We start from the raw sequence: 21,574 nt of genomic DNA, 5'->3' as shown, positions 1-21,574 counted from the left end.
GCGCCATCTGAAAATATTCCAGGGCCTTACGATTCTCACCTTTTTTAAAACAGGTCAGCCCTTCATCAAATAAGGCTACAGGGCTCTGATTTTTGACAGTTATGTCGTTCAAGTTAGACCTCCTCTTTCAGCCGAAATATTTTCCAGGGTCTCTAACTTGTATTACTTTTTAACTGAGAAAAAGATGAGACTTAAAAAAACGCAATGCTCACAAAACAACGCATTGCGAAGTGCATGCGGGGGAGCAGCAAGAGGCAGATAATGCAATCCCCATGTAAACTACATTTTCTAAGTAGTAGATTTAGTTATGATATCGTTTGACAGTAACGAACAATTGCAGTATCATTTCTACAAAACCAACCAGCAACATCATAGACTTAATATGGCATTTGTTAGAGAAAGACGAACAATGTCTGAAAAGAAGCTAATTCATACGAGGCTCGGGATCGAACTGATCAGAAAGCTGTCCGCCGAAGGCGACCGCATATTCACTACGCAGAGAGCCCGTGAACTCGCACCCGCTGTAGGGCTGACGGAGGGCTACCTCCGCCAGGCGCTTCATTACCTGACGAGGTCGGGTTGGCTGGTCCGCCTACACAAGGGACTCTATGCTCTCTCGTCCTCGGTTCCAGGCGCAACGCCTGCCCACGAGTTCGAGATAGCCATGGCCTTAGTCGACCCTGCCGCTATCAGCCACTGGTCGGCATTGCACTATCATGGACTTACAGAGCTGGTGTCGCGCCGGGTTTTTATACTTACCACTACGGAGGCTTCGATACCCCGTTCCAGAGGCGAAAAGGCAATAGAAGTTAAAAAGGGATATCCGGTCGGCGACACGGTCTACCAATTTATCCAAGCAAAGCCGGAACGCTTCTTCGGGATCGAGAGCATCTGGATCGGAGAGGCCCGCGTTGCTATCACCGACCCCGAACGCACGTTGCTTGACGGGTTGTCCATGCCACAGTACTGTGGTGACTTCGCAGAAGTTTTACATGCGTTCGAAGTGCGGGGCACCGATTTGAACCTCGAACGGGTTATTGAATACGCCCTGAAGCTAGATGCCGCTACTGCTAAGCGTTTGGGGTGGGTGCTAGAAATGCAGGGCATTGAACCAGGCCATCTTAAGCCTCTCCTGCATGTCCCAATCAAGGGATACCGGAAGCTCGACCCGACGGGACCTCGCAAGGGCCCATACAACAAGAGGTGGATGATCCAAGAGAACCTGCCAGGAAAGGTCAAGGCATGAAACCGCTTCATACCCGCTTGCAAGAGGTACGGAAACGGCTCGGCACCCCCTGGGAGGTTCTCGAAAGGGATTATCTCCTTTCATGGATTCTCGCCGGCATAAGCCAGGTAGGTTCGCTCCGAGAAACACTCGTGTTCAAGGGTGGAACAGCTCTCAAAAAGTGCTACTTCGGGGATTATCGCTTCTCTGAAGACCTGGACTTCTCCGGCGTGGGAGACGTGCCCACAGGTGACGCGATGAAAGATGCCGTACAAAAGGCCTGCGAGGTCGCGGCGAAGATGCTGGACGAGTATGCCCCCGTCGAGATCGTGTGTGAACGGTACACCGAGAAGGATCCGCATCCGGGAGGTCAGGAAGCCTTCACGATCCGAGCCCGTTTTCCATGGCAAAAACAACCTCACACGCGTGTAATAATAGAGACTGCGGTGGACGAGAAAGTGCTCAAGCCCGTGCAGGAGCGGAAGGTCATCCATGAGTACGGTGAGCCGTTTGATACGCAGGTCCGAGTATACGCGCTGGAAGAGATTGTAGCTGAGAAACTACGCGCGATACTTCAACATATCGAGAAACTTGACGAACGTGGATGGAGCCGTTCTCGCGCGCGCGATTATTATGACCTCTGGCGCATCTTGGGTTCTTACAAGGACCAAATGGATTTCTCCGGCTTTGCACCTTTCCTCATGGAGAAATGCGCCGTGCGGAGCGTTGCCTTCAAGAGCTCTGAGGACTTCTTTCAGGCAACAATGCTCGCGTATGTAGAGAAGACTTGGGACCAGTGGCTTGGTCCGTTGGTTCCAGGGCTGGCCCCTTTCAAAACCGTGATTGAAGAACTCCGCCCTCAGATTGCTGAACTCGTCACTTATTAAGACATCCTGATGCATGTGTCTGCTTCAACAGACTCCGGGCTAAGCCGGTTACTATCCATTCTACAGTATACCCGATTCATAATAATCCAATCACAGCCTACGCTGAAAGCCTTTCTTTATATTTGCGTCTCATCTGCCCTCAATCGCCCGGGCGGCTTTTTCAGAACATACTTGGCAAAAAAAACCATGACTACCGACAAATCCACTGAGCCGCCAAATCGTATGAACCGCCAAAAAGCACCAAACGCACCAAACCACCGAAGGGGGCGCTGGTTATGCCTCCTCCTGCCCTTTGAACTTCAAATCTACGAATTCCTCCGGATGCCTGCGCCGCCTTGTTCTTATCCTCATTTTAATCCTCTGCGCCATCTTTATGAGAAACGGCATCATCTTTGAGTTGATCCTGAAATAATTGACGGCTGTGGAGGCTACCCTACTGGGAGTCTTATTCATGTCCCGCCTGAACTGCCCTTCCATCCATCTCTCCACCTTGATCCATTTGGTCTTCGGATAGGCGCAATGACAAACCCATTGAACCAAGCTGGACCGCTCTTTTTCTCCAAACGCTTTAAAAAGGCCTTCCACAAACGCCCGCCGCAAGGACTCGTCAAACTCCGTCACACTTCGAACCAGTTCCGTAACTTTCTCGTTTTCCATATCGTCCTCCATGAAAGATGATTAGAAAGAACGCGCTGAAAGGAGACTGTAAATCAGTTTTCATGCTGTTCCTGCAAATTTTTATACGGTCAACATATAAATCTTTATATGTTATGTCCTTGCAAATATGTTTCAGCGAGCTTTTGGTCGCACTACCACTTTTTGAGAATAATCTTTCAAAAAAGCGGTTTCGGCCAGGCCTACTGAAACGTTAGAGTTGCCATATGCAACTCTTGATGGAGATTTGATCTCCAAGTATGTATTACCTCGAATAATTTTAAAAACCCTCCCAGACAGTCAGCGAAACTGAAATATTAGAGAGGGGCTTGAATCCAAAGTTCCCCTCCAATCCCTTATCGTTTTGATAACTGGATGCGGCACTAAGGTATTTTTTACGAGTGGAACTTCTGATTTTCATGTGGAATTCCGACTCAGGGGCAAAATTTTGCCCATTTCGAAGCTAGTCTCACTTTTTTTGAATGAAAGGGGCAAAATATTGCCCCTTTCGAAGTAATACATTTATAAATCGATGCGCTGGGGGCGGAAGAATTACTGAAGATAAATGTTATAATAGCGAATCGAAAAGGAGGGGTATGAAAAAGATCATCGGGATAGACTTAGGCTTCGGTTTTTGCAAGGTGTTTTCAGATAACGGCATCCATATATTCCCATCAGTTATTGGGCCTTGCGATGAAGCGGCGCTAAAGGTCTCAGGGTTGAAAAACCCTGCTTTCGAGCATGAGACGGTTTTTCTCGATAACCGGAGATACCTGATTGGAGAAAGCGCGGTTAAATACGCGGACAGGGTCTATCTGGCGCGCGAAAAGGACTGGATGGAGACCTCCACATACCGCTGCCTGCTTTATCACTCTCTTAGGCTCGCGGGCGTCTACTCAAACACGCATGCGCCCGAGAATATCGTAGTCGCAACTGGTCTGCCGGTGACCCACTACCGTTCATGCAGAGTCAAGCTTGTCGATCTCATAAAAAAAATGGTCCACCCGGAACTCTCCGTCAAGGTCACTCTCCAGCCTCTCGGCAGTTACTTCGATTTCTTCCTGGACGATAACGGGGTTGTGAGAGACAAGGAGCTCATAAGCGGCCGTATCGGCATTATCGATATCGGCTTTTACACCACAGACTATGTGACCGTGGAGGACCTCGATCTGGTCAGGAATCTACTTGACACCAGCGAAGGAGGAATGTCCTCGGTCTATCAGGATATCGCACGGGATATCTACAGCGGTTACGGCGTAAAAAAAGAGGTCTACGAGGTCGAAAAGGTCTTGATGGACGGCTATGTCAAAGTATATGGGGAGAAGAAGGAAGTGGCTGATTTAGTCAGGCCGCGGCTCGACAGCTTTGCCAGGGAGATAGAATCTACAGCGAGAGTCCTCTGGAAAGACGGCGCCGGAATAGACCGAATTCTAATTACCGGCGGCGGCGCAGAGGCTCTAAAAAGTTACCTTGATTTTTACAAGCACACGGCCTTTGTTCCTGAAAGCCAGATAGCCAATGTCAGAGGCTACGTCAAATTCGCAGGGAGTTTGAGAAGGCATGACTGAAACGGACGGCGGAAAGACTCCTAAAAAGCTGACCGTCAAGATAACTTTTTCAAGCTTGAATCCCATAGACGCTGAAATAATACCTGTCCTGATGTCAAAGAAAAAGAAATGCGGATTCATACGGTTGGCTATCTACAGCTATATAAAGGGCTTCGATAATAATGCCTTTACCGCCAAACGGCAGCCGACCGAGGAGGATCTGAAACTCAGGAGTAAAATATCCAAGCTGGAAGACCTTGATTTCTGACCCTCCCTCAAAAAAATACCCGAGATTACCCTGTCTCCACTCCCCTGCCGTGATTCAATCCATTAAGCCCATGAGCAGTTAGTCCATCGGTTCGCAAAATAGCCTTGACAGGCCACTTTGTATATGTATGATAATGTTTATATGAAAATAGAAACACCGGATCAGGTGATGCATTGGTTCATGAACGAGGTACAGAAACTCTGGCCTGTTGCAAAGGGGTCATTCGGGCTCAGAAAGAACACCTGCGTGCGCTCAAACTGCAATGCCTGCGCAAGCGGTAAAGGACACCCGGTTCATACGCTTCATATCGGCACGAAGGACAGAAACACATCTATTTACGTACCCGAGGATATGGCAGTGGTCGTGGAAAAAGCCGTCAGCAACTGCAGGGAGCTTGAAAGGCTTATGATGCTCGCCGGAGAGCGTTTTATTAAGGCCTTAAAAGTGGAACGGGTGCGTAGGAAAAAGTGACCGTGGTAAAGAGAACAATGGGCTGGAATATGAATAAGACCAATCTCAAGATCAGCGCTACGGACCTTAAGCAATGGTCTTTTTGCCCTCGCCAGTGGTACATCTATAAGACGACCGGCAGAAAACCTAAATTCAATAAGGCTATCAAGAGAGGCCTTGATTACCACCGGACAAAAGGGGAAGCGGTTGATTCGGTTATCAAAGCTCAGACGTATCTGGTGTTCTTCCTTAAAACAGGGGGCTCTATATGTTTGCTCTTGGTTTTATTTTACTGGCTGTTTTTACTATAATACTGGGGTCTTGGATCATTCTTTTGAAAAGGCGTTCTCATGTCGGCATATCCGGCTGGGTTAAGGATTCAGACCTCAAGGGCAAAGGTAAAAAATATGTTGATCTGGCTACAGGGATGGTCGCCAAGCCTGATGTGGTTTTAAAGGGCAAGGTCATCGAGGTTAAGAGCTACACAGCGAGGCATAGGCCGTTCCAGGGGGATATACTGCAGGCCGCCGCAGAGATGAACGCCGTTGGAGCTGGCAAGGCCGAGATACATTATCCCAACCAGAGATTCCTGGTGAAGAACACCACTCAGCTTAGGGACTCCCTTATGCGCGTCTATCAGACGATGCAGGAACATCTTGAGAGGAGTATGGCTCCAAAGGGGACTCCAACCACAAGGAAATGCCGGGTGTGCGAATTTAACGCTGATTGCCCGGAGCGGCTCTAATTATTATGCTAAAAGCCGCTCTGCTATCGCTCAGTTTGAGGCCCTCATTAAGGTGTAACCCTCCCTTATAATAGTACCGTTGAAAAATGGAGTTTTCCGGCATACCATATGTATGCGAAAGGAGGACTTCGGCATGAGGAAGTCGAGATTTACCGAGTCGCAGATTGTGGCGGTGCTGAAGCAGGTGGGAGGAGGACGTACCGTCAAGGACGTCTGCCGCGAGCACGGAGTTAGCGAGAACAACTACTACAACTGGAAGTCGAAGTACGGCGGAATGGAAGTTTCTGACATTCGCTGAATGAAGGAGGTTCTTGAGGAGAATAGTCGGCTCAAGCAGATGTACGCCGATCTGAGCCTTGAGAACCGCGTAATGAAGGACGCTATCGAAAAAAAGCTCTAAGGCCGACGGAGAGGCGTGACCTGGTAGACTTCACGAGGCAAGCGCACGGGGTGAGCATCCGTTTGGCCTGCAGGGCATTCGGTATAAGCCGTACGGTCTACAATTACGAGCCTGACGCGACAAGGGACGAGACAGTTATAGCGGCCCTGCAGAAACTGGTCACTAAGTACCCCCGTTACGGATTTGGCAAATTGTTTCCGATCCTCCGTAGGCAAGGCAACAGATGGAACCATAGGCGCGTGTACCGAGTATATTGCGCCCTTAAGCTGAACATGAGGCGTAAAGGCAAGAAGCGTCTGCCGAACCGCAGCCCTGAGCCCCCACCCAGTCTGACAACATGATCACTGAGCCCAGCGTTACTGAACAATATCGCTTAGATATTCCTGACAGCTACTTTTTTATTGTTGTTTCGATTTGGCCACACTCGCGTTTTCATCTAGTTATGGCAACAAAAGGACAGGGATTACCAAAACTCCTACCTGGGCAACGCATGGAAGACGACCATGTACGAAGGCTATCTCTCTCTCAAACCGTCGTCGGCTCAATATTATCTTGACATTAGATACGGTTCCAAGGTGTATAATTTTAATATATAAGGAGGTCAAGCATGTCGCCTCAGAAATTAACCGTCAGCCAACTTGCTCGGATCGTCGGCGTTGGACCCGACAGTATCCGCTACTACGAGCGAATCGGAATCGTGCCGAAGGCAGAGCGCTCTCCCGCCGGATACCGCCTCTGGACTGCACGAGATGTCCAGTACCTCAAGTGGGTGCCCACGGCTAAGCGCGCAGGTTTTACGCTTCATGAGCTGGCCGAAATCTTTCGAAGTTACCGCGCGGGAAGTCCCCCATGTCGCACAGTCCTGGATTTCCTCCAGCAGAAACTCGTTGACCTGGATCAGGAGATTGACGAACTGTCGACTCTGCGCACCGAGTTGAGGCGGGTGTTTGTTCGATGGAAAGGACGACTGCGCCAAGCCGCGCCTGGGGAGTTTGTGCACCTCTTTGATGACCTGCATAACGTGCCTATCAGACAAACAACAGTGGGTGTGAAGCGGAAACGCCGGAAAGCAGGAGAGCCATGACGCAGTCGCAAGTCCTGCCGTTTCTTATACGTAATGGCGCGCTTCGGCTCATGGCGGCGGCCGAATTGACTGGTTGCCTCGAGGGAGCGTACCACAGAAGAGCGCCGCTTAAGATTTCAACAAGCTGGGAGCACCGATGACACGTTACCGCTTCGTACAATTGGCCGTCTTGGTCCTAGTCACCGCAGGTCTGGCGGGCGGCGCATGGCTATTTCTGTTCCAGCCGGTCAGCGTACAGGTCGTTGAGACGGAACGGGATGTGTCAATTCAGGTCTTTGGCTTAGGGACGGTCGAAGCGCGGGTCGTGTCGCGGGTGGGCTTCGAGGTGGCCGGCACACTCATCGAACTGCACGCGGATTACGGCGATCGGATCGCCCGCGGGACGTTGCTGGCACGCCTCGACAGCCGTGAGCAGAAGGCCCGCGTCGCGCAGGCGAAGGCCGTGGTCGCGCAAGCCGAATCAGCGATCCGCCAAGCCACCGCGACGATCGAGCGCGCGCAAGCGAACTTGACGCAGAAGGCACAGGCCAATAAGCGGCGCCGGGAGCTAGTCGAAGGGGGCGGTGTGTCGATCGAAGCCTCGCAGGATGCGCAAGCGGCACACGACATGGCGCGCGCCGATTTGGCACAGGCTCAAAGCGCCGTGGAGGTGGCACGCGCCAACCTAGAACAGGCAAAGGCTCAGGCCGCGTTCGAGGAAACGCGCCTGGCGAAGTACGCGCTCTATGCGCCGTACGATGCCATCGTGATCTCGCGCAATCGCGAATTGGGGTCGATGCTGGCCCCGGGCGAGCAGCTCTTCGCCTTGGTTGACCCAAAGACCGTCTGGGTGCTCGCCTATATCGATGAGGCGAAGGCGGGACGGATAAGCGTTGGTCAGCGCGCCGAGGTGACACTCCGCTCCCTGGCCGACCGCCGGTTCTCGGGACGGGTCGCGCGGATCGATATTGAGAGCGACCGGGTCAACGAGGAGCGCCGGGTCTATGTCCGGTGCGACGAATGTCCCGCCGAGTTCCATCTCGGCGAGCAGGCCGAGGTCGTGATCACGGTCAGCGCACTCGCCGAGGCGCGTCTTGTGCCGCAGATCGCTGTATCCGGCATGGAGGGACGAAACGGTGTCGTCTGGACGGTTGAAGACGGCCACCTTGCCCAGCGCGCCGTCAAGTTCGGCCAACGCACGCTGGACGATCGCCTTGAGATCGTCGATGGGCTACCCCCGGGCGCCGAGATCATCGTCCGGCCCCACGCGGGGCTGAGGACCGGGCGGGCGGTCACTGTGAACCGCCCAGGAGAGCGGCCATGAACCTCGCCTTCCGCGATATTCGCCACAAGCCAGTGCGCTTTGTCATGACCTGTCTGGGCCTGAGTCTGCTGCTTGGCGTGGTGATGACGATGGCCGGGATCTACCGCGGAATGTTGGCAGACGCGTTGGCTCTGCCCAGGTCGATCCAAGCGGACCTCTGGGTGGTTCAGGCCGACACCCACGGGCCGTTCGCCGAGTCGTCCCGGATCCCCGGAGACACGCGCGAGATGATCGCGCGCATCGACGGCATCGTTACGGCCGGCTCGGTTACCCTCCAACCCGTGCAGATCGAGCGCGACGGCCGGCGTCTGAAGTTGGAGGTCGTCGGCTTTGAGCCGGGGCGACCCGGCGGACCCGTAAACCTGGCCGCTGGGCGGAACATCACCCGCAGTCATTACGAGTTGATCGCCGATCGCAAGACCGGCCTTACGCTCGGGGACAGGCTGGAGCTCGGTCGAGACGTCTACACTGTCGTCGGACTCACCCAGGGGAGCGTCACGGCTTCTGCGGATCCCGTGATCTACATGACGCTGCGCGACGCCCAGGACCTGCAGTTCGATCTCACACCGGCGGAAGCCCGGCGGGAGACCGCGCGCGGTGCCCAGCGAACGAACACGAATATCGTCAACGCCGTTGTGGCGCGCGTCTCGCCCAACATCCCGGTCGAGGCGGTGGAGGTCGATGTTCGTCGCTGGAAGCACCTGTCCGTGCTCAGCGGGGGTGAACAGGAGGCGATTCTGGCCACCGTCGTCATCGAACACGCGCGTCACCAACTCGGCCTGTTCATGGGCGTCCTGACCGTCGTCTCGGCCGTGATCATCGCTCTGATCATCTACACGCTGACCATGGATAAGCTGCGCGAGATCGCCACGTTGAAGCTCATCGGCATGCCGGACCGCACCATCATCGGCATGATCCTTCAGCAGGCCCTACTGATGGGTGTGGTCGGGTTCATTGCGGGCGCCGCCCTTGTCTCGGCGGCGAAGGACCGGTTCCCGCGGCGTGTCGTCCTGGAGCCGCCCGACCTCGGCATACTGTTCGGCGTGGTGGTCGTCGTCTGCCTGCTGGCGACCGTTCTGGCTGTTCGCGCGGCGGTGCGGGTCGATCCGGCCCGCGCGTTGGTCGGCTGATGGAGACGGCGACCTTCACTGACCCGCTGGTCGAGTTGCGCGGCGTCTCCAAGCATTACGGCGAAGGCGAGGCGCGCGTCGATGCCCTGCGCGACGTGACGCTCAGCGTGGGAGCCGGTGAGGTGGTCGGGCTGCTGGGACCGAGTGGTTCCGGCAAGAGCACGCTACTCAATGTGATCGGCTGCATCGTAGAGCCATCGGAGGGATGGATGAGGCTCGACCGAGAGGTCGTCTATGATAGCCAATGGCAGCGCCCTGACTTACGCCGGCTGAGACTGGAGAAGATTGGCTTCATCTTCCAGTTCCACAACTTGCTGCCGTTCCTTGACAGCACCGACAATGTCGCGTTGGTCCTTCACTTGGCGGGCTGTCCGAAGGGCGAGGCAAAGCGGCGCGCGGTCGATCTGCTTGAGTACCTGCAAGTCGGCCATCGCAAACACGCCATGCCAGCCCACCTCTCCGGCGGCGAGGCGCAGCGTGTGGCGATCGCTCGGGCATTGGCCAATCGGCCGCGGATTATTCTCGCCGACGAGCCGACTGCGGCACTCGACTCCGAAAGGGCCGGAATCGTGATGGAGCTTCTTCGCCAGCTCGCGGTCGAGCAGCACGCGGCGATCATCGCCGTAACCCACGATGAAAAGATCATCGGCCACCTCGACCGGATTTTGCGATTGCGAGACGGACAACTGGTAGACGATGGGGATTCGGCGAGGGCATAGCGTGTGGAAGGTCAGGAGCCAATATCACTTACTATATCAAGCGCCGGAGCGCTTGATCCGGGACGCGAAGATTGAATGGCTCAACATCATGATCTGTTCTGGACAAGAATGAGGGGACCAATGGCCTATGTGAGCGGTGTTGCCCTTACCCTGACTGTTCTGGTCGGCCTGTTCCTCGCCGCCCTGCACCTGGGTTTTCAGGCTGAGGAGGTCCGACCGTGATCCACCGAGTGCTTGCTTCGCTCCTGACGATGGTCGCGCTGGTCGGCTGCGCCCTGGGTCCCGACTACGAGCGGCCTGCCGTGCCCCTCCCGGAGACATGGCGCACGCCCGCCGATGACGCCGGGTCGCTCGCCGACCTCGACTGGTGGGATCTGTTCCAGGACGAGTCTCTGCGCTCGCTCCTCCGCGCTGCCCTCGCGGAGAACAAGGACCTCCGGCTCGCGGTCGCCCGCGTGAGCGAAACCCGTGCCCAGCTCGGGGTAGCGCGCTCGGCCCAGTTCCCGACGGTGGACGCGGGCGGAGGCTTTGAGCGGCGACGCATCTCCGAAGTGGGGCCGGTCCCAGTCCCGGCTGGCGTGGATCCGGAGTCTGACTTCTGGACGACCCGTGGCGATCTGGCCTTCGAGCTCGACTTCTGGGGCCGCCTGCGCCGCGCGACGGAAGCCGCTCGGGCCGAGCTCCTCGCCGGCGAGGAGGCGCGCCGGACCGTCCTCACCACGCTCATCAGCGATGTCGCTCAGACCTACTTCGAGCTCCTCGCGCTGGACCGGGAACACCTGATCGCGGCCCGCACGCTCGCCTCTCGGCGCGAGTCGCTACGGATTATCGAACTGGGACACCGCGAGGGGTTGACCCCCGAACTGGACCTCCGCCGGGCGGAGGGCGAAGTCGCGGCTGCCGCGGCCGTACTGCCCGATCTCAACCGGCGCATCGCACAGGCGGAGAACCGGCTGAGCACCCTTCTCGGCCGGAATCCCGGCCCCGTGGCCCGCGAGCGGATGCTGACCGAGCAGACGCTTCCTCCGTCGATTCCGGCGGGGCTCCCTTCCTCGCTCCTCGAGCGGCGGCCCGACCTCCGGCAGGCGGAGCAGGCGCTCGTCGCGGCGAATGCGCGAATCGGGGAGGCGAAGGCCGCCTTCTTCCCCCAAATCACGCTCACCGGCGTGTTCGGCGTGGAGAGCGCGGATCTCGCCAATCTCTTCACGGGATCCGCGCGCATCTGGCAGCTCGGGCCGCGCATCACCCTGCCGATCTTTAACGCGGGGCGGAACCGGGCGCGCCTCTCGGCCACAGAAGCCCGGCGCGAGCAAGCGCTGATCCGGTACGAGCAGACGATCCAGCAAGCGTTCCGGGAGGTGGAGGACGCGCTAGTGGCGTACCGCAGGGCCCGTGAGGTCCGCGCCGAACAAGAGACCCTCGTCGCGGCGCTCGGGCGTGCCGTCGGGCTCGCCGAGATTCGTTACACCAACGGGCTCGCGACCTATCTGGAGGTGCTTGACGCGCAGCGGCAGCGCTTCGCGGCCGAGCTCGACCTGACCCGCACCCAGCGTACCCAGCTCGTGAGCCTGGTTGAGGTCTACAAGGCCCTGGGCGGTGGCTGGGAAGCGTCAGTGTGGCGGTCAGCCCGGTAGCCTGATCCACTATAAAGAGCGGCCCCATGAGTCGCTTGAAAACCTGACGCCTACCGAGTACCTGGCGTCAAAATAACCCATGGAAAACCCCATTATTACGCGGCACTAAAAAAGGGAGGTTTACAAAGGCTTGGCCAAAATGCTTGAAAAGGTGTTAACACCGGCCTATTATAATACATATGTATGAGCTGGAGCCTTACCAAAAGCGCGGCATATTGATTGGTGGCAAAGAAAGGGGGAAAGGAACATGTCGGAGGATATGATAGCCGGTCTTATAATTGTGGGACTTTGGTTTGTATTTATGGCCATCCTTATTATAGTAAATAAAAAAAGAAGGAGTGTAGATACCGGTGAAGCGGCAGAGCATCATCAAATCGGGATCGGTTTTGGAAGAGACGTTGGGAAAGATATGGATTTGCCAGGCGGAATCGGTCATCGTAAAGACAATTTTTAAAAAGTCAAAGGGCATCTAAAAAGCAATGAATGGCAGTCGAATGGCTATCCTATTGGCTGTTTACAATCCAGATATGAGATCACTTAAAGCAAAATGTATTGCATCGTTAGACTTTCTCACAACGATAATTGAAGGGGATAGGGTAATTTTATCGCCTATTTCTATAGAACATGCTAAAGACATATTCCATGAATTTACTGAAGACATAACGCGTTATATGATACCAAAACCCCTTAGCGATATTGCACAGACCCACGAATTTATCGAGACATGCAGAAAAAATATGGCAGCTGGGTCTGAAATGGTTTTTGCAATCACAAAAATTGACAACGGAGAATTTATAGGTATATGTGCCCTTCACGGAAATAAAAACACCCAAACCCCTGAGCTTGGAATATGGATCAAAAAGAGCGCCCATGGAAAAAAGTTAGGTAGAGAAGCCATACGATATATGACAAAATGGGCAAAGGACAATCTTGTTTTTTCATATTTCATCTACCCGGTTGACCAAAACAATATCCCAAGCCGAAAGATTGCAGAATCGCTAGGAGGGGTTGTTCTTCAAGAAAGAGTTCGCGAGAGCATGTCAGGAGCAACTCTGAATGAGATAGTTTATAAAATCGAAACACATTAATCTCCCACACATATCCCGGATTCGGTTTTGTTTCGCTCCTTTCCGTGCAAATTCCGAAAGAGTGAGATGAGGAGGATCTGGCCGACTCTAATCCGGTTTCTTCTGAATTTCTTCCACATCTATCGAATGAAATTTTTTATCTACCTTGTCGAGTATACGTTTAGCCGCGCCTACCGGTGCACTCGCCCCGTAATCGAGAGACTTCGCGTTTCTCGCCTGATCATAGAGACCTTGCGTAAAATCCCCTATTTTGCCAGCTACGTATTTTTCCGTTTCTTCCCTGTTAAGTCCCTTGTCTCTGGCTTCCGACACAGACTGACGTATAAGCTTATCGTATCCTGAAGTAAGGAGATTGATCGATTCATCTTCGACCGATCTTCTCCCTATTTTGCCATCAGCGCTTCCTTTGATTCCTCCACCGTTCCCGAGTATGCTCAAACCTACCCCACCGTGCACACTGCCACCTATACCGCCTTCAGAATATCCTACACTTTGCCCATTTTGCCTCAGCCACTTGCCCATATCCTCCCCGAGGTCTTTGGAGGTTTCAGCGATATTGGCGTTGAGTCTGGAATATCGTAAACTATACATACAAAAAAGCCTGAACGCTTTGCAAGAGAATGCAATTTTGAAAATCCGTAGTGGCTTTTACACTTCATTTGCCTGCTGAGGTCTGTCTATAATTTTTTCAGGGCCGTTTTAACCCATGCAAACCCGATTCTCTCCTGCTCAAGTCGCAGCTGAGTACCCAATCGGTCCTAATGCAGGTCGTCATACAATGCAGCCTCCGTGCTGTTCAATCCAGACAAATCACGCTTTTGCTCCTGCCCCACTGTGGTCGATGGGCCAGCATGGTGTCATGGTCCATCAGAAAAGATTTGATTTCAGGAAACATGGCGCGAATTTTGATCAAGGATGGCAAAACCATGTGTGTCGATGTCCCCCCAGCAATCCCGTGAGGGTTCGACCCCCGCCTCCGGCACCAAGATTTTCCTTTTTGAATTAATAAGTTACCGTTTTCACTCTCAACTCACTTCTTTCCCGCGCGGGATTTTTTATGCCGCACTTTGCCTTGCCCCGCAGGTTGACGATGATAATGATCTCTTGAGCCCCCTGAGTTAGATAGCTAAAAATAATATCTCGCCCTGAACTCGACCCTGTAGTCGTTTTGCTTCTCCCCGTATTCGCTCAGGCGGCCGCCTGATATGAAAGAAGCCTTTAGCCTGAGCTCAAGGTCTGTAACTCCAGCGTACATTACCTCCGGAGATATCGAATAGCTCATGTCGCTCAGGTTTACAATGGATGTAATCGCAGGGGTCCAGTAGAGTCTGTCAAAGGGGTCCTTCTGGCTGACCCGGACATACAGGTAATCTCTCATGGGATTTATCCTGCCGTAATTTTTATCAGTGACCGAAAAGGCTTTTCTTAAAAGACTGTCGTTTCCGGTTGATAGAAAAGTCTCGTATCCGTCATCTATGAAGGAAAAATAATCCCTCATCTCGGCAGCGGTGAATCCGGTCCCGTTGTGGTAGTATTCGATGATGTATGTCGTCTCCCGCTCGGTCAGGTATCTGATGCCAAGAAGGTAGCTCAACGAATCATGCCTGGACTCGGAGGTGTTGCCGCTGCGATCCAGCACGGCACTTCTGAAATCGTTTATAATGGCAAGCTCTCCATGCACCTCGAAGTTCGTGCTTATATTTGTGGCGAAATCGAACCCGTAACTCGTTGCCTTGCTGTCCCCGGCAAGTACAATCAGGTCTATGTCGGTGTCATAGAGTAGGAGATAGAGTTTGCCGGCGAAATTCAAACCTTCATCCCCGAAACCATCGTTCACTCCGCTGTAGACAGGTACAAGGACAGCGGTCACCGAAGCTGTCTTGAGGGGACCGGTAAAGCTCTTTATATACTCAACGGAAGCGGCTGTAAAACCCTCCAGGTTGAGTTCCGGGTCATCAGGGTCTTTGGGCCTGTCCACAAAGGCTACCGGGTTCCATGCGTAACCCTTGCCCCACCTGAGCGCCTTCTTTCCAATTTCAATAGAGAGACCGGATGCGGGCTGAAGCGAAAGGTATGCTTCGTAGAAAATAGTCCCCTGCGATTCGCCAAGATAGGATTTTTTATAATCTGTATTCGTCCTCGCAAAGAGGCTTACGGGTCCGCGCCCGGCTGAGAAGTCCAATTGGAGCCTCGCGTTGTACTCATAAGTAGTGGCCCCTTCGTCGCGTCCGTAGAACCTCAATTTATAAAGGGACGCGGCCTTGTCCAGACCGAAAAGCGCCGGCCTCGCCTCGATAAAGCCTCCTATGCTGTACGGTTTTTTCTCTATCTCAGGTATCTCGAAGGTATACTCTTCGGAGAAAGAAATTGCGGGGGACAAAAAAACGCTGAGCCATAAAGTAATGGAAAGGATAAATTTCATGACATCCTGCGCTTGAGTATCCATACGGACGACCCGAGGAGTATAAAAATGAAAAACAAAAGAACCGCAAGGCTTGCCGCCGGGGATAGAACCTCCGGCTGATAACCCAGCGAGGCCCTGACGCTGTCAATGCTGTAAGTAAGTGGCATTAAATAGGCAACTGGCCTGACCGAGGACGGCAGGTCGTGGACCGGGATGAAAACGCCGCTTAGAAATATCATAGGAAATCTGAAAAGGTTTGCCAGCGTCTGGGCCTCGAAGACCTGCCTTACCGAAACGGAAACGAACGCGCCGAGGGCCGCGAACGCGATAGAAGAAATAATTACCGACACAAAGAACAGTACGGGGCTGCTTACCTTTACTTCGAAAAAAAGGAAAAGCCCGAAAAACGCCCCGCCTGCTATCTTTCCGGATATGACGGTCAGGGTAGAGACCGGATAGAGCATCAACCGCTCCAGCGCGCCTGTCATCCTCTCAAAAGTGATGGTTATCGCCTCCATCGAGGTTGTGGCGAACAGGAGACTTAACGCAAGGAAACCCGGCAGCATTCCAGAAAAGTCCCCGGGATTTCTGACATAAAAGGCCAAGAGGAACGCGAGGGGGAAAAGTATTCCCCAGCTTATATTCGGAGGCTTGAAGTAATAGGCCTTCATATCCTTGAGAGCGATATAATAGGCGGCCCTTGTGGCGTTTACGGTCTCAATGCGCATGCTTCTCTTCGACCATAACTTCCCTGTGCAAACCAGTTATCTCCACGAAAGCGTCTTCCAGAGATGGGGTGACTGTATCGATAGACTCTATCTCAAGGCCGTTGTCCCGCGCAAGGGCTGAAAACTCCGCCAGAAAGGAGTTTATGTTACCGACATGAAATCTGTAAAAACGTTCTCTTCTCTCAACCTCATACGCGTTGCCTGCAAGAAGCCTTAATCTATCCTCCACTTCAGGGCCGGGTGCAACGATCTTGATATCGACGGCCTTTTTTGCCGCGATAGACTTCTTCAACCCGTCAGGAGTGTCAATGGCTATTATTTTACCTTTGACGATAATGCCAACCCGGTCACACAGCCTGTCCGCCTCATCTATATAGTGCGTAGTAAGGAGTATCGTAGTTCCTCTGCCCTTCAGGGATTGTATTATCTCTCTCAAGCCCCTTGCGCTCATTACATCAAGCCCCGTCGTAGGCTCATCAAGAAATAATACCGGCGGCTCGTGGATCAGCGATGCCGCCACCGTGAGCCGCCTTTTCATCCCGCCTGACAGGCTCCCGAAGGGGGCATTTCTTTTCTCTTCGAGGCCGAAAACCCTGAGCAGCTCCTCTGCCTTTGCCCTGGCTTCAGCGGTTTTCATTCCATAGAGCCTCCCGGCGAAAACAAGGTTCTCAAGGCTGGTGAGCTCGGGATAGAGGTTTGATGTTTCAGGGACCACGCCGATGAGCCTTTTGACTTCGAGAGTTTTCCTGACCACGTCGCGGCCCATTATCTTAACATCACCCGAAGACGACCTGGACAGTCCTGAAAGCATTTTTATGGTCGTTGTCTTCCCGGCGCCATTCGGGCCGAGAAGGCCGAAAATTTCCCCTCTCCCAATGGAGAAGCTGACGCCGTCAACAGCCGTAAATCCGTCATAGCTCTTTTTGAGCCCGCTTACCGCTACTGTATCCATTCAAACTATCTCAAGGTCTCAAGCCTGGGCATGAACGTAAGGGTGAAGACCTCGTCTTTAAAATCCCGTTTCTTTATCCGCGCCAATACCATTGCCGATTTGTATCCCTTGTACAAAGGGCTTTCAGTCTCAATGACCGCGGGCCTTACTATTCCCGCTCCGAAGTCCTTTATGTCTTTAAAGTACAGTGTCTTGATGAGCATCGAGGCTTCCGTCAGGCAATCAATCCTGGTCGGCACCTTCTTTTCCTTGTCAACCCACATCTTGAGCCTGTCATAGGCTACCGTTCTGGTCTTTGCCTTGAGATGGAGAAGGTAATTGCCATCTTCCTCCTCCACCTTCTCCACCGTGTATTCCACATTGTAATCGAGCTGAAGTATGTCGGAGTTATTGAAAACGCCTCCCACTACGGACTGCAGGCTGGTCGTCCTGATGGGTTTGCCCACGTTCGGGATATAAAGCCACATATTGTCCCCCAGCCGCAGGGCGCTCCTGCCCTTTTCGCTCGCAGGGGCAAGGAAGACGAAGGCGGTTTTGTCGAGGCCCTTTTTCATGGTAAAGAGCGTATATTCCTTCCTCCGACCGTCAGGTTCTATGTTGATGAGCTTCCGGTACGACTCGTAGGACTCGGGGTTCAGGTTCCTGTCGATCTGCTCTAATAAGACCGCACCATCCACCGCGAAGGCTTCGAAAGCGTAAAACAGGACGATAAGAAAAGCCAAAATAAATCTGTGCATAAGTCTCCTATACGTGGCGGAGCGCGTCTATCGGCTCCATCCGTGACGCCTTGAACGCAGGCTGAAGGCTCGCTATGACTGAGACGACTATTACTGTTACGGATATGAACAGAAGATCGTATGGGGTTATTTCAGCGACAAGGAGCAGCCCCGTTTGCTGACCGAAATCAAAGGTGATTTCCAGCAGATTGAGGATAAGGACGATCGAAACCCCCACAATATTCCCGATAACGGCGCCCGCGACACCGAGGCAGAAACCTTCTATCACGAACATGGAAAGTATCTTGCCCGGGAGCGTGCCTATGGCGGCTATGGTCCCTATCTCCCGTATCCTTTCATATACGGCCATTATCATGACGTTCATTATACTTATCAGGACAATGGCTATGAGCATCAGCTTGATAAAAAACGTCATTAAATCTATCATCCTAGCTATATTATAGAAGGGCGAGAGCGTTTCCCATGTATGCACCTCGAATACTGGCTTACCCTGAGAATTCAGGTCTTTCGAAAGCACGGCGCTCAGCTTTTCACTGAACTTGTTCAACCTGCCGAAGTCTTTAAGCCTGACAGCTACCTCGCTTATCTCCATTTCATCCATCCTGAGAAGTTCACGGGCATCCTCGATATGTATGTAGCCGTCCCTGCCGCCGGGCCCTGTGGCGCTCTGAAGGATTCCTCCGATCTTAAACTGTTTTCCGTTTACAGAGCCGTCCTTATTGGTCGTAACTACAACTACCATATCTCCGATATTTACATTCATCCCCTTCGCCAGGAGTTCAGGAACAATGATCTCACCCTGTTTAATATTTTTCTCACCATTTACGATTCTTGAGGAAAGCAGAGGGACCGTCCTGAATTCCTTTTCCGGGAATACCGCGTTGAGCCTTATGTTTGTCGTCTCGGCGAAATTGCTGAACCCGCCTCCGAACCTTATTCTTGGAGAGTAGGCCTCGATTTCGGGCTGGCTATCGAGCACAGCCTCCAGCCTTTCAAACTCTTCAGGCATTAAATTCATGGTCAGCGGCAGGTTTTCTATGGATGCCACATAGCCTTTCCTGTGAACCTGCATGTGGCCGAGCATCGAATCGGTTATCTGCCCTATCATCATGTTTTTAAACGACCCTGATACGGAAATAAATACGAGGACGAAAACAACTCCGACGGTTATCAGCGAGGCCGTCAGCATCGTCCTTCTTTTATACCTCAGGAGGTTCCTTACGGCTATCTTGAAGAGATTACGCATTCCGTGCACCACCCTTTTTAACGTCCTTCCCCTTCAGTTCTCCGTCCTCCAGTGAATACAATATCTCAGCTTCTCCCACTATCTTTTGGTCGTGGGTGGAAAAGATGAACGTGGTCCTGAGCTCATCCCTCATCTTTTTCATGAGCGCAATGACCATGTAGGCTGTTTTGTGGTCCAGATTGGCGGTAGGCTCGTCGGCAAGGACAAGCTTCGGGTTTGTGACAAGGGCCCTCGCGACAGCCACCCTCTGCTTTTGTCCTCCCGAGATCTGATCGGGATACTTATCCCTCTGCTCGGACATTCCAACTGCGTCCAAAAGGGCCGTAACCCGTTTTTTTCTCTCTCCGGCGGGGATGTTTTGCACCATTAGAAGCGGATATTCGATATTTTCGTAAACCGTAAGGACGGGTATGAGATTGAAATCCTGAAAGATGAATCCGATATTAGATCCTCTAAAAAATGCGCTCTGTTTCCGATCGAGACTTAAGACATCCGTATCCGAGACCTTCAACTTGCCGCCCGTAGGCTTGTCCAGGCAACCGATAAGGTTCAACAGGGTCGTCTTCCCGCTACCCGAAGGACCAACGAAGGAAACAAAGGAAGAAGGCTCTATCTCGAAGCTGACCCCCTTCAACGCCTCGACCCTTATCTCACCGACCTGGTAGTCCTTATGTATATTTTCAGCCACTATCAAAGACATATTTTTTCCCTTGGAAGCGTTATGTATTCACTTACCTTGAAGGTCACGCCTGCCATTAATAATTGGATTTGACAGTCTAAATATATCTCAATTTTAATCTTTCGTAAAAAAAACACTGCTTTGCATACTCCGACAGCAACCCTGAGATGCTGAATACAAACAGGCTTTTTCGGCCTGCCGTGTATTTATGATTCCTCAGTGCCTGTACCTTTCATGGCAGGCATTACAGTTTTTAATCAGCCTGGAAAGGTCTGCAAATGCCTTGTCTCTGTTTCCTGCCCTGGCAGCCTCCGCAAGCTCATCGGCCTTTGTGTGCATAGCCTTGCCATAGTCCAGAAACTCCTTCCCTGCTGACTCGCCGAAAACGGAGCACATTTTTTCCTGCGACTCGTTCCAGCCAAGGCTGTCCTTCGCGATTTTAGCGGCCTTTTCCCTCTCATTTGCCGCCAGGGCCGCGGCAATATCGCTTACGGCGTCCAGGTGGCTCCGCATTATCCCTTTATGCATCACCTTCGTGGGCTCGGGTATCTTTAACTCGGTCCTGGTATCCTCTTTGGGCCCGCCCTCTTTCATCATCATCTCGTGCATCTGTGAATGATCCAAAGCAAATGACGAAGTTGCCGCAAGAAGACCGATTATGGCCGCGGTTAATATCGCTCTTTTCATTGAGTTTCCCCTTTCAGATTACTGCTCAAAATGTTGTCTATGATAATTTTGCTCATCGGATGAGCACCCTGGATGCCCGCCTTTTTTCATTGACCTTTCAAGCAGATTTAAAAAACCATGCCGCTGGTCTTTGTCAAGCAACGCCTTCACTTCAAGAATATGGGCCGCCACCCGTCTTTGCATCTCTTTCTGCATTCCGCTTATGTCGAAGATCGCGGCTTCGATCCTTGCGGGATCGGCGTTTTCCTCGCGAAGGAGAGCGAACAATTCCTTTCTCCTCTCCAGTATTTCCTTCCTTCTCCCGTCTATCTCCGCGCGGAATGCGGTCGCTCTCTCTTTCATCATGGACGCCTGCTCCGGCCTAAGGGAAAGCTCCTCAAAGAGAAAGTGGTCTTTTTTTACGACGTCCCCGAAAGGAGTCACCCAGTAGCCGGAGGAATGCCTGTAGTAAACGTATCCGGCGGCGGCAAGAACCGAGACATTCAAGGCCAGGGAAGCGATGAATATAAATTTAAGGAGTTTACTTTTCATTTGAGCCCTCCATCAAAAGGTCCGCGCCGATTGCGGAGTCGCGTGGCGCCGGCTCAAAAACCTCGAGAGAAAGGGAGGCGGTCGCGAAGCCGTTTTCCAATGAGTTCGCGTTGGTTATAAGGCTTTTAGAGAGAAAGCTGCCTGATATCGCCCCGGCCGCTATCAACACTATCAAAGTAAATGCCCCGGCAAACCTTGTAAATACAGGGTGAATCGACCAGAGACCCTCTTCTTCTCCGACCGCTTTTCTCTCAGGCAGGCTTTTGATTATGCGCATGTCCAGATCGGAGGGCGCATGGAATCTTCTTGTCTTAAAGGACTCATGGATTTTCAAAAGCGCTTGATACTCGATTGAGCAGCTCGCGCATTCATTCAAATGACTCTCAAGCGATTCCCTCTCGTTAGGAGATATTTCTCCGTCAAGGTATTCTGAAAGAAGTCTTGTTGCTTCAGTGCAATACATATAACCTCCTGTA

At 52.7% G+C, this 21,574-nt stretch carries 24 protein-coding genes and 1 pseudogene; 14 read left to right on the top strand and 11 right to left on the bottom strand.

Features of this window, described 5'->3' with window-relative positions:
• The first annotated feature begins 409 nt into the window (after nt 1-409).
• Entirely contained in the window at nt 410-1,246 is an 837-nt protein-coding gene (locus A2V21_312305; protein OIJ74979.1) for a hypothetical protein, read from the top strand.
• Nucleotides 1,243-2,112, top strand: a complete 870-nt coding sequence (locus A2V21_312300) for a hypothetical protein (GenBank protein ID OIJ74978.1) — start codon at nt 1,243-1,245, stop codon at nt 2,110-2,112. The genes A2V21_312305 and A2V21_312300 overlap by 4 nt, the downstream gene beginning before the upstream one ends.
• 273 nt (nt 2,113-2,385) lie before the next feature.
• Here A2V21_312300 and A2V21_312295 read toward each other — a convergent pair whose 3' ends face one another.
• Nucleotides 2,386-2,769, bottom strand: coding sequence for a hypothetical protein (locus A2V21_312295; protein OIJ74977.1), 384 nt, complete (start codon nt 2,767-2,769; stop codon nt 2,386-2,388).
• 593 nt (nt 2,770-3,362) lie between these two features.
• On the opposite strand from A2V21_312295, the gene A2V21_312290 reads away from it, so the two are divergent.
• The 12 genes and pseudogenes from A2V21_312290 (at nt 3,363) to A2V21_312235 (ending at nt 13,134) form a co-directional block, all read left to right on the top strand.
• Entirely contained in the window at nt 3,363-4,334 is a 972-nt protein-coding gene (locus tag A2V21_312290) for a hypothetical protein (protein ID OIJ74976.1), read from the top strand.
• Nucleotides 4,327-4,581 (top strand): hypothetical protein, encoded by a 255-nt coding sequence (locus A2V21_312285; GenBank protein ID OIJ74975.1) that lies wholly within the window; start codon nt 4,327-4,329, stop codon nt 4,579-4,581. The genes A2V21_312290 and A2V21_312285 overlap by 8 nt, the downstream gene beginning before the upstream one ends.
• Before the next feature lie 123 nt (nt 4,582-4,704).
• On the top strand, nt 4,705-5,052 hold the full coding sequence (locus A2V21_312280; protein ID OIJ74974.1) for a hypothetical protein: 348 nt from the start codon (nt 4,705-4,707) through the stop codon (nt 5,050-5,052).
• Between the two features lie 247 nt (nt 5,053-5,299).
• Nucleotides 5,300-5,776, top strand: coding sequence for a hypothetical protein (locus A2V21_312275; protein ID OIJ74973.1), 477 nt, complete (start codon nt 5,300-5,302; stop codon nt 5,774-5,776).
• 133 nt (nt 5,777-5,909) lie between these two features.
• Nucleotides 5,910-6,176, top strand: a pseudogene (locus A2V21_312270) (transposase).
• Between the two features lie 607 nt (nt 6,177-6,783).
• Nucleotides 6,784-7,260 (top strand): hypothetical protein, encoded by a 477-nt coding sequence (locus tag A2V21_312265; protein OIJ74972.1) that lies wholly within the window; start codon nt 6,784-6,786, stop codon nt 7,258-7,260.
• Nucleotides 7,261-7,396: 136 nt separating this feature from the next.
• Nucleotides 7,397-8,563, top strand: coding sequence for a hypothetical protein (locus A2V21_312260; GenBank protein OIJ74971.1), 1,167 nt, complete (start codon nt 7,397-7,399; stop codon nt 8,561-8,563).
• Complete coding sequence (locus A2V21_312255; protein ID OIJ74970.1) at nt 8,560-9,693, top strand: ABC transporter permease; 1,134 nt, start codon at nt 8,560-8,562, stop codon at nt 9,691-9,693. The genes A2V21_312260 and A2V21_312255 overlap by 4 nt, the downstream gene beginning before the upstream one ends.
• Entirely contained in the window at nt 9,693-10,412 is a 720-nt protein-coding gene (locus tag A2V21_312250; protein OIJ74969.1) for an ABC transporter, read from the top strand. Before A2V21_312255 ends, A2V21_312250 begins: the two co-directional genes overlap by 1 nt.
• Nucleotides 10,413-10,663: 251 nt before the next feature.
• Nucleotides 10,664-12,046: a hypothetical protein gene (locus tag A2V21_312245; GenBank protein OIJ75180.1), complete on the top strand. Its 1,383-nt coding sequence runs from the start codon at nt 10,664-10,666 to the stop codon at nt 12,044-12,046.
• A gap of 247 nt (nt 12,047-12,293) precedes the next feature.
• The gene (locus tag A2V21_312240) at nt 12,294-12,500 is read left to right on the top strand and encodes a hypothetical protein (GenBank protein OIJ74968.1); all 207 of its coding nucleotides are present in this window, start codon (nt 12,294-12,296) and stop codon (nt 12,498-12,500) included.
• A 73-nt stretch (nt 12,501-12,573) separates the two neighbouring features.
• Complete coding sequence (locus A2V21_312235) at nt 12,574-13,134, top strand: hypothetical protein (GenBank protein ID OIJ75179.1); 561 nt, start codon at nt 12,574-12,576, stop codon at nt 13,132-13,134.
• A gap of 87 nt (nt 13,135-13,221) precedes the next feature.
• Here the strand turns inward: A2V21_312235 and A2V21_312230 are convergent, their stop codons facing one another.
• The 10 genes from A2V21_312230 to A2V21_312185 form a co-directional block, all read right to left on the bottom strand.
• Nucleotides 13,222-13,725 carry a hypothetical protein gene (locus tag A2V21_312230; protein ID OIJ74967.1) on the bottom strand — a complete coding sequence of 168 codons (504 nt, stop codon included), beginning with the start codon at nt 13,723-13,725 and terminating at the stop codon, nt 13,222-13,224.
• A gap of 535 nt (nt 13,726-14,260) precedes the next feature.
• Nucleotides 14,261-15,580: a hypothetical protein gene (locus A2V21_312225; protein OIJ74966.1), complete on the bottom strand. Its 1,320-nt coding sequence runs from the start codon at nt 15,578-15,580 to the stop codon at nt 14,261-14,263.
• Nucleotides 15,553-16,266, bottom strand: a complete 714-nt coding sequence (locus A2V21_312220) for a hypothetical protein (protein OIJ74965.1) — start codon at nt 16,264-16,266, stop codon at nt 15,553-15,555. Before A2V21_312220 ends, A2V21_312225 begins: the two co-directional genes overlap by 28 nt.
• Nucleotides 16,256-17,218 (bottom strand): hypothetical protein, encoded by a 963-nt coding sequence (locus A2V21_312215; GenBank protein OIJ74964.1) that lies wholly within the window; start codon nt 17,216-17,218, stop codon nt 16,256-16,258. The genes A2V21_312220 and A2V21_312215 overlap by 11 nt, the downstream gene beginning before the upstream one ends.
• 5 nt (nt 17,219-17,223) lie before the next feature.
• A complete protein-coding gene (locus tag A2V21_312210; protein OIJ74963.1) occupies nt 17,224-17,955 on the bottom strand; it encodes an outer membrane lipoprotein-sorting protein in 732 nt (243 codons plus the stop codon).
• 7 nt (nt 17,956-17,962) lie between these two features.
• Nucleotides 17,963-19,201 carry an ABC transporter substrate-binding protein gene (locus A2V21_312205; protein OIJ74962.1) on the bottom strand — a complete coding sequence of 413 codons (1,239 nt, stop codon included), beginning with the start codon at nt 19,199-19,201 and terminating at the stop codon, nt 17,963-17,965.
• Nucleotides 19,194-19,901: an ABC transporter gene (locus A2V21_312200; GenBank protein OIJ74961.1), complete on the bottom strand. Its 708-nt coding sequence runs from the start codon at nt 19,899-19,901 to the stop codon at nt 19,194-19,196. The genes A2V21_312205 and A2V21_312200 overlap by 8 nt, the downstream gene beginning before the upstream one ends.
• A gap of 195 nt (nt 19,902-20,096) precedes the next feature.
• Nucleotides 20,097-20,567, bottom strand: a complete 471-nt coding sequence (locus A2V21_312195) for a hypothetical protein (protein OIJ74960.1) — start codon at nt 20,565-20,567, stop codon at nt 20,097-20,099.
• A gap of 18 nt (nt 20,568-20,585) precedes the next feature.
• Nucleotides 20,586-21,098: a hypothetical protein gene (locus tag A2V21_312190; GenBank protein ID OIJ74959.1), complete on the bottom strand. Its 513-nt coding sequence runs from the start codon at nt 21,096-21,098 to the stop codon at nt 20,586-20,588.
• A complete protein-coding gene (locus tag A2V21_312185; protein OIJ74958.1) occupies nt 21,088-21,561 on the bottom strand; it encodes a hypothetical protein in 474 nt (157 codons plus the stop codon). Before A2V21_312185 ends, A2V21_312190 begins: the two co-directional genes overlap by 11 nt.
• Nucleotides 21,562-21,574: the final 13 nt, after the last annotated feature.

The sequence above is a fragment of the Deltaproteobacteria bacterium GWC2_55_46 genome, assembly GCA_001595385.3.
Lineage (GTDB): Bacteria > Desulfobacterota > GWC2-55-46 > GWC2-55-46 > GWC2-55-46 > UBA5799.
The sequence above is the reverse complement of the archived record's forward strand: the minus strand, read 5'-3'. Positions and strand labels throughout refer to the sequence as shown.

Bases quoted from the DNA above. Each gene is read 5' to 3' on its own strand.
- A2V21_312305 (OIJ74979.1), top strand. From the start codon at position 410: ATGTCTGAAAAGAAGCTAATTCATACGAGGCTCGGGATCGAACTGATC.
- A2V21_312300 (OIJ74978.1), top strand. From the start codon at position 1,243: ATGAAACCGCTTCATACCCGCTTGCAAGAGGTACGGAAACGGCTCGGC.
- A2V21_312295 (OIJ74977.1), bottom strand. From the start codon at position 2,769: ATGGAAAACGAGAAAGTTACGGAACTGGTTCGAAGTGTGACGGAGTTT.
- A2V21_312290 (OIJ74976.1), top strand. From the start codon at position 3,363: ATGAAAAAGATCATCGGGATAGACTTAGGCTTCGGTTTTTGCAAGGTG.
- A2V21_312285 (OIJ74975.1), top strand. From the start codon at position 4,327: ATGACTGAAACGGACGGCGGAAAGACTCCTAAAAAGCTGACCGTCAAG.
- A2V21_312280 (OIJ74974.1), top strand. From the start codon at position 4,705: ATGTATGATAATGTTTATATGAAAATAGAAACACCGGATCAGGTGATG.
- A2V21_312275 (OIJ74973.1), top strand. From the start codon at position 5,300: ATGTTTGCTCTTGGTTTTATTTTACTGGCTGTTTTTACTATAATACTG.
- A2V21_312265 (OIJ74972.1), top strand. From the start codon at position 6,784: ATGTCGCCTCAGAAATTAACCGTCAGCCAACTTGCTCGGATCGTCGGC.
- A2V21_312260 (OIJ74971.1), top strand. From the start codon at position 7,397: ATGACACGTTACCGCTTCGTACAATTGGCCGTCTTGGTCCTAGTCACC.
- A2V21_312255 (OIJ74970.1), top strand. From the start codon at position 8,560: ATGAACCTCGCCTTCCGCGATATTCGCCACAAGCCAGTGCGCTTTGTC.
- A2V21_312250 (OIJ74969.1), top strand. From the start codon at position 9,693: ATGGAGACGGCGACCTTCACTGACCCGCTGGTCGAGTTGCGCGGCGTC.
- A2V21_312245 (OIJ75180.1), top strand. From the start codon at position 10,664: ATGGTCGCGCTGGTCGGCTGCGCCCTGGGTCCCGACTACGAGCGGCCT.
- A2V21_312240 (OIJ74968.1), top strand. From the start codon at position 12,294: ATGTCGGAGGATATGATAGCCGGTCTTATAATTGTGGGACTTTGGTTT.
- A2V21_312235 (OIJ75179.1), top strand. From the start codon at position 12,574: ATGAGATCACTTAAAGCAAAATGTATTGCATCGTTAGACTTTCTCACA.
- A2V21_312230 (OIJ74967.1), bottom strand. From the start codon at position 13,725: ATGTATAGTTTACGATATTCCAGACTCAACGCCAATATCGCTGAAACC.
- A2V21_312225 (OIJ74966.1), bottom strand. From the start codon at position 15,580: ATGGATACTCAAGCGCAGGATGTCATGAAATTTATCCTTTCCATTACT.
- A2V21_312220 (OIJ74965.1), bottom strand. From the start codon at position 16,266: ATGCGCATTGAGACCGTAAACGCCACAAGGGCCGCCTATTATATCGCT.
- A2V21_312215 (OIJ74964.1), bottom strand. From the start codon at position 17,218: ATGGATACAGTAGCGGTAAGCGGGCTCAAAAAGAGCTATGACGGATTT.
- A2V21_312210 (OIJ74963.1), bottom strand. From the start codon at position 17,955: ATGCACAGATTTATTTTGGCTTTTCTTATCGTCCTGTTTTACGCTTTC.
- A2V21_312205 (OIJ74962.1), bottom strand. From the start codon at position 19,201: ATGCGTAATCTCTTCAAGATAGCCGTAAGGAACCTCCTGAGGTATAAA.
- A2V21_312200 (OIJ74961.1), bottom strand. From the start codon at position 19,901: ATGTCTTTGATAGTGGCTGAAAATATACATAAGGACTACCAGGTCGGT.
- A2V21_312195 (OIJ74960.1), bottom strand. From the start codon at position 20,567: ATGAAAAGAGCGATATTAACCGCGGCCATAATCGGTCTTCTTGCGGCA.
- A2V21_312190 (OIJ74959.1), bottom strand. From the start codon at position 21,098: ATGAAAAGTAAACTCCTTAAATTTATATTCATCGCTTCCCTGGCCTTG.
- A2V21_312185 (OIJ74958.1), bottom strand. From the start codon at position 21,561: ATGTATTGCACTGAAGCAACAAGACTTCTTTCAGAATACCTTGACGGA.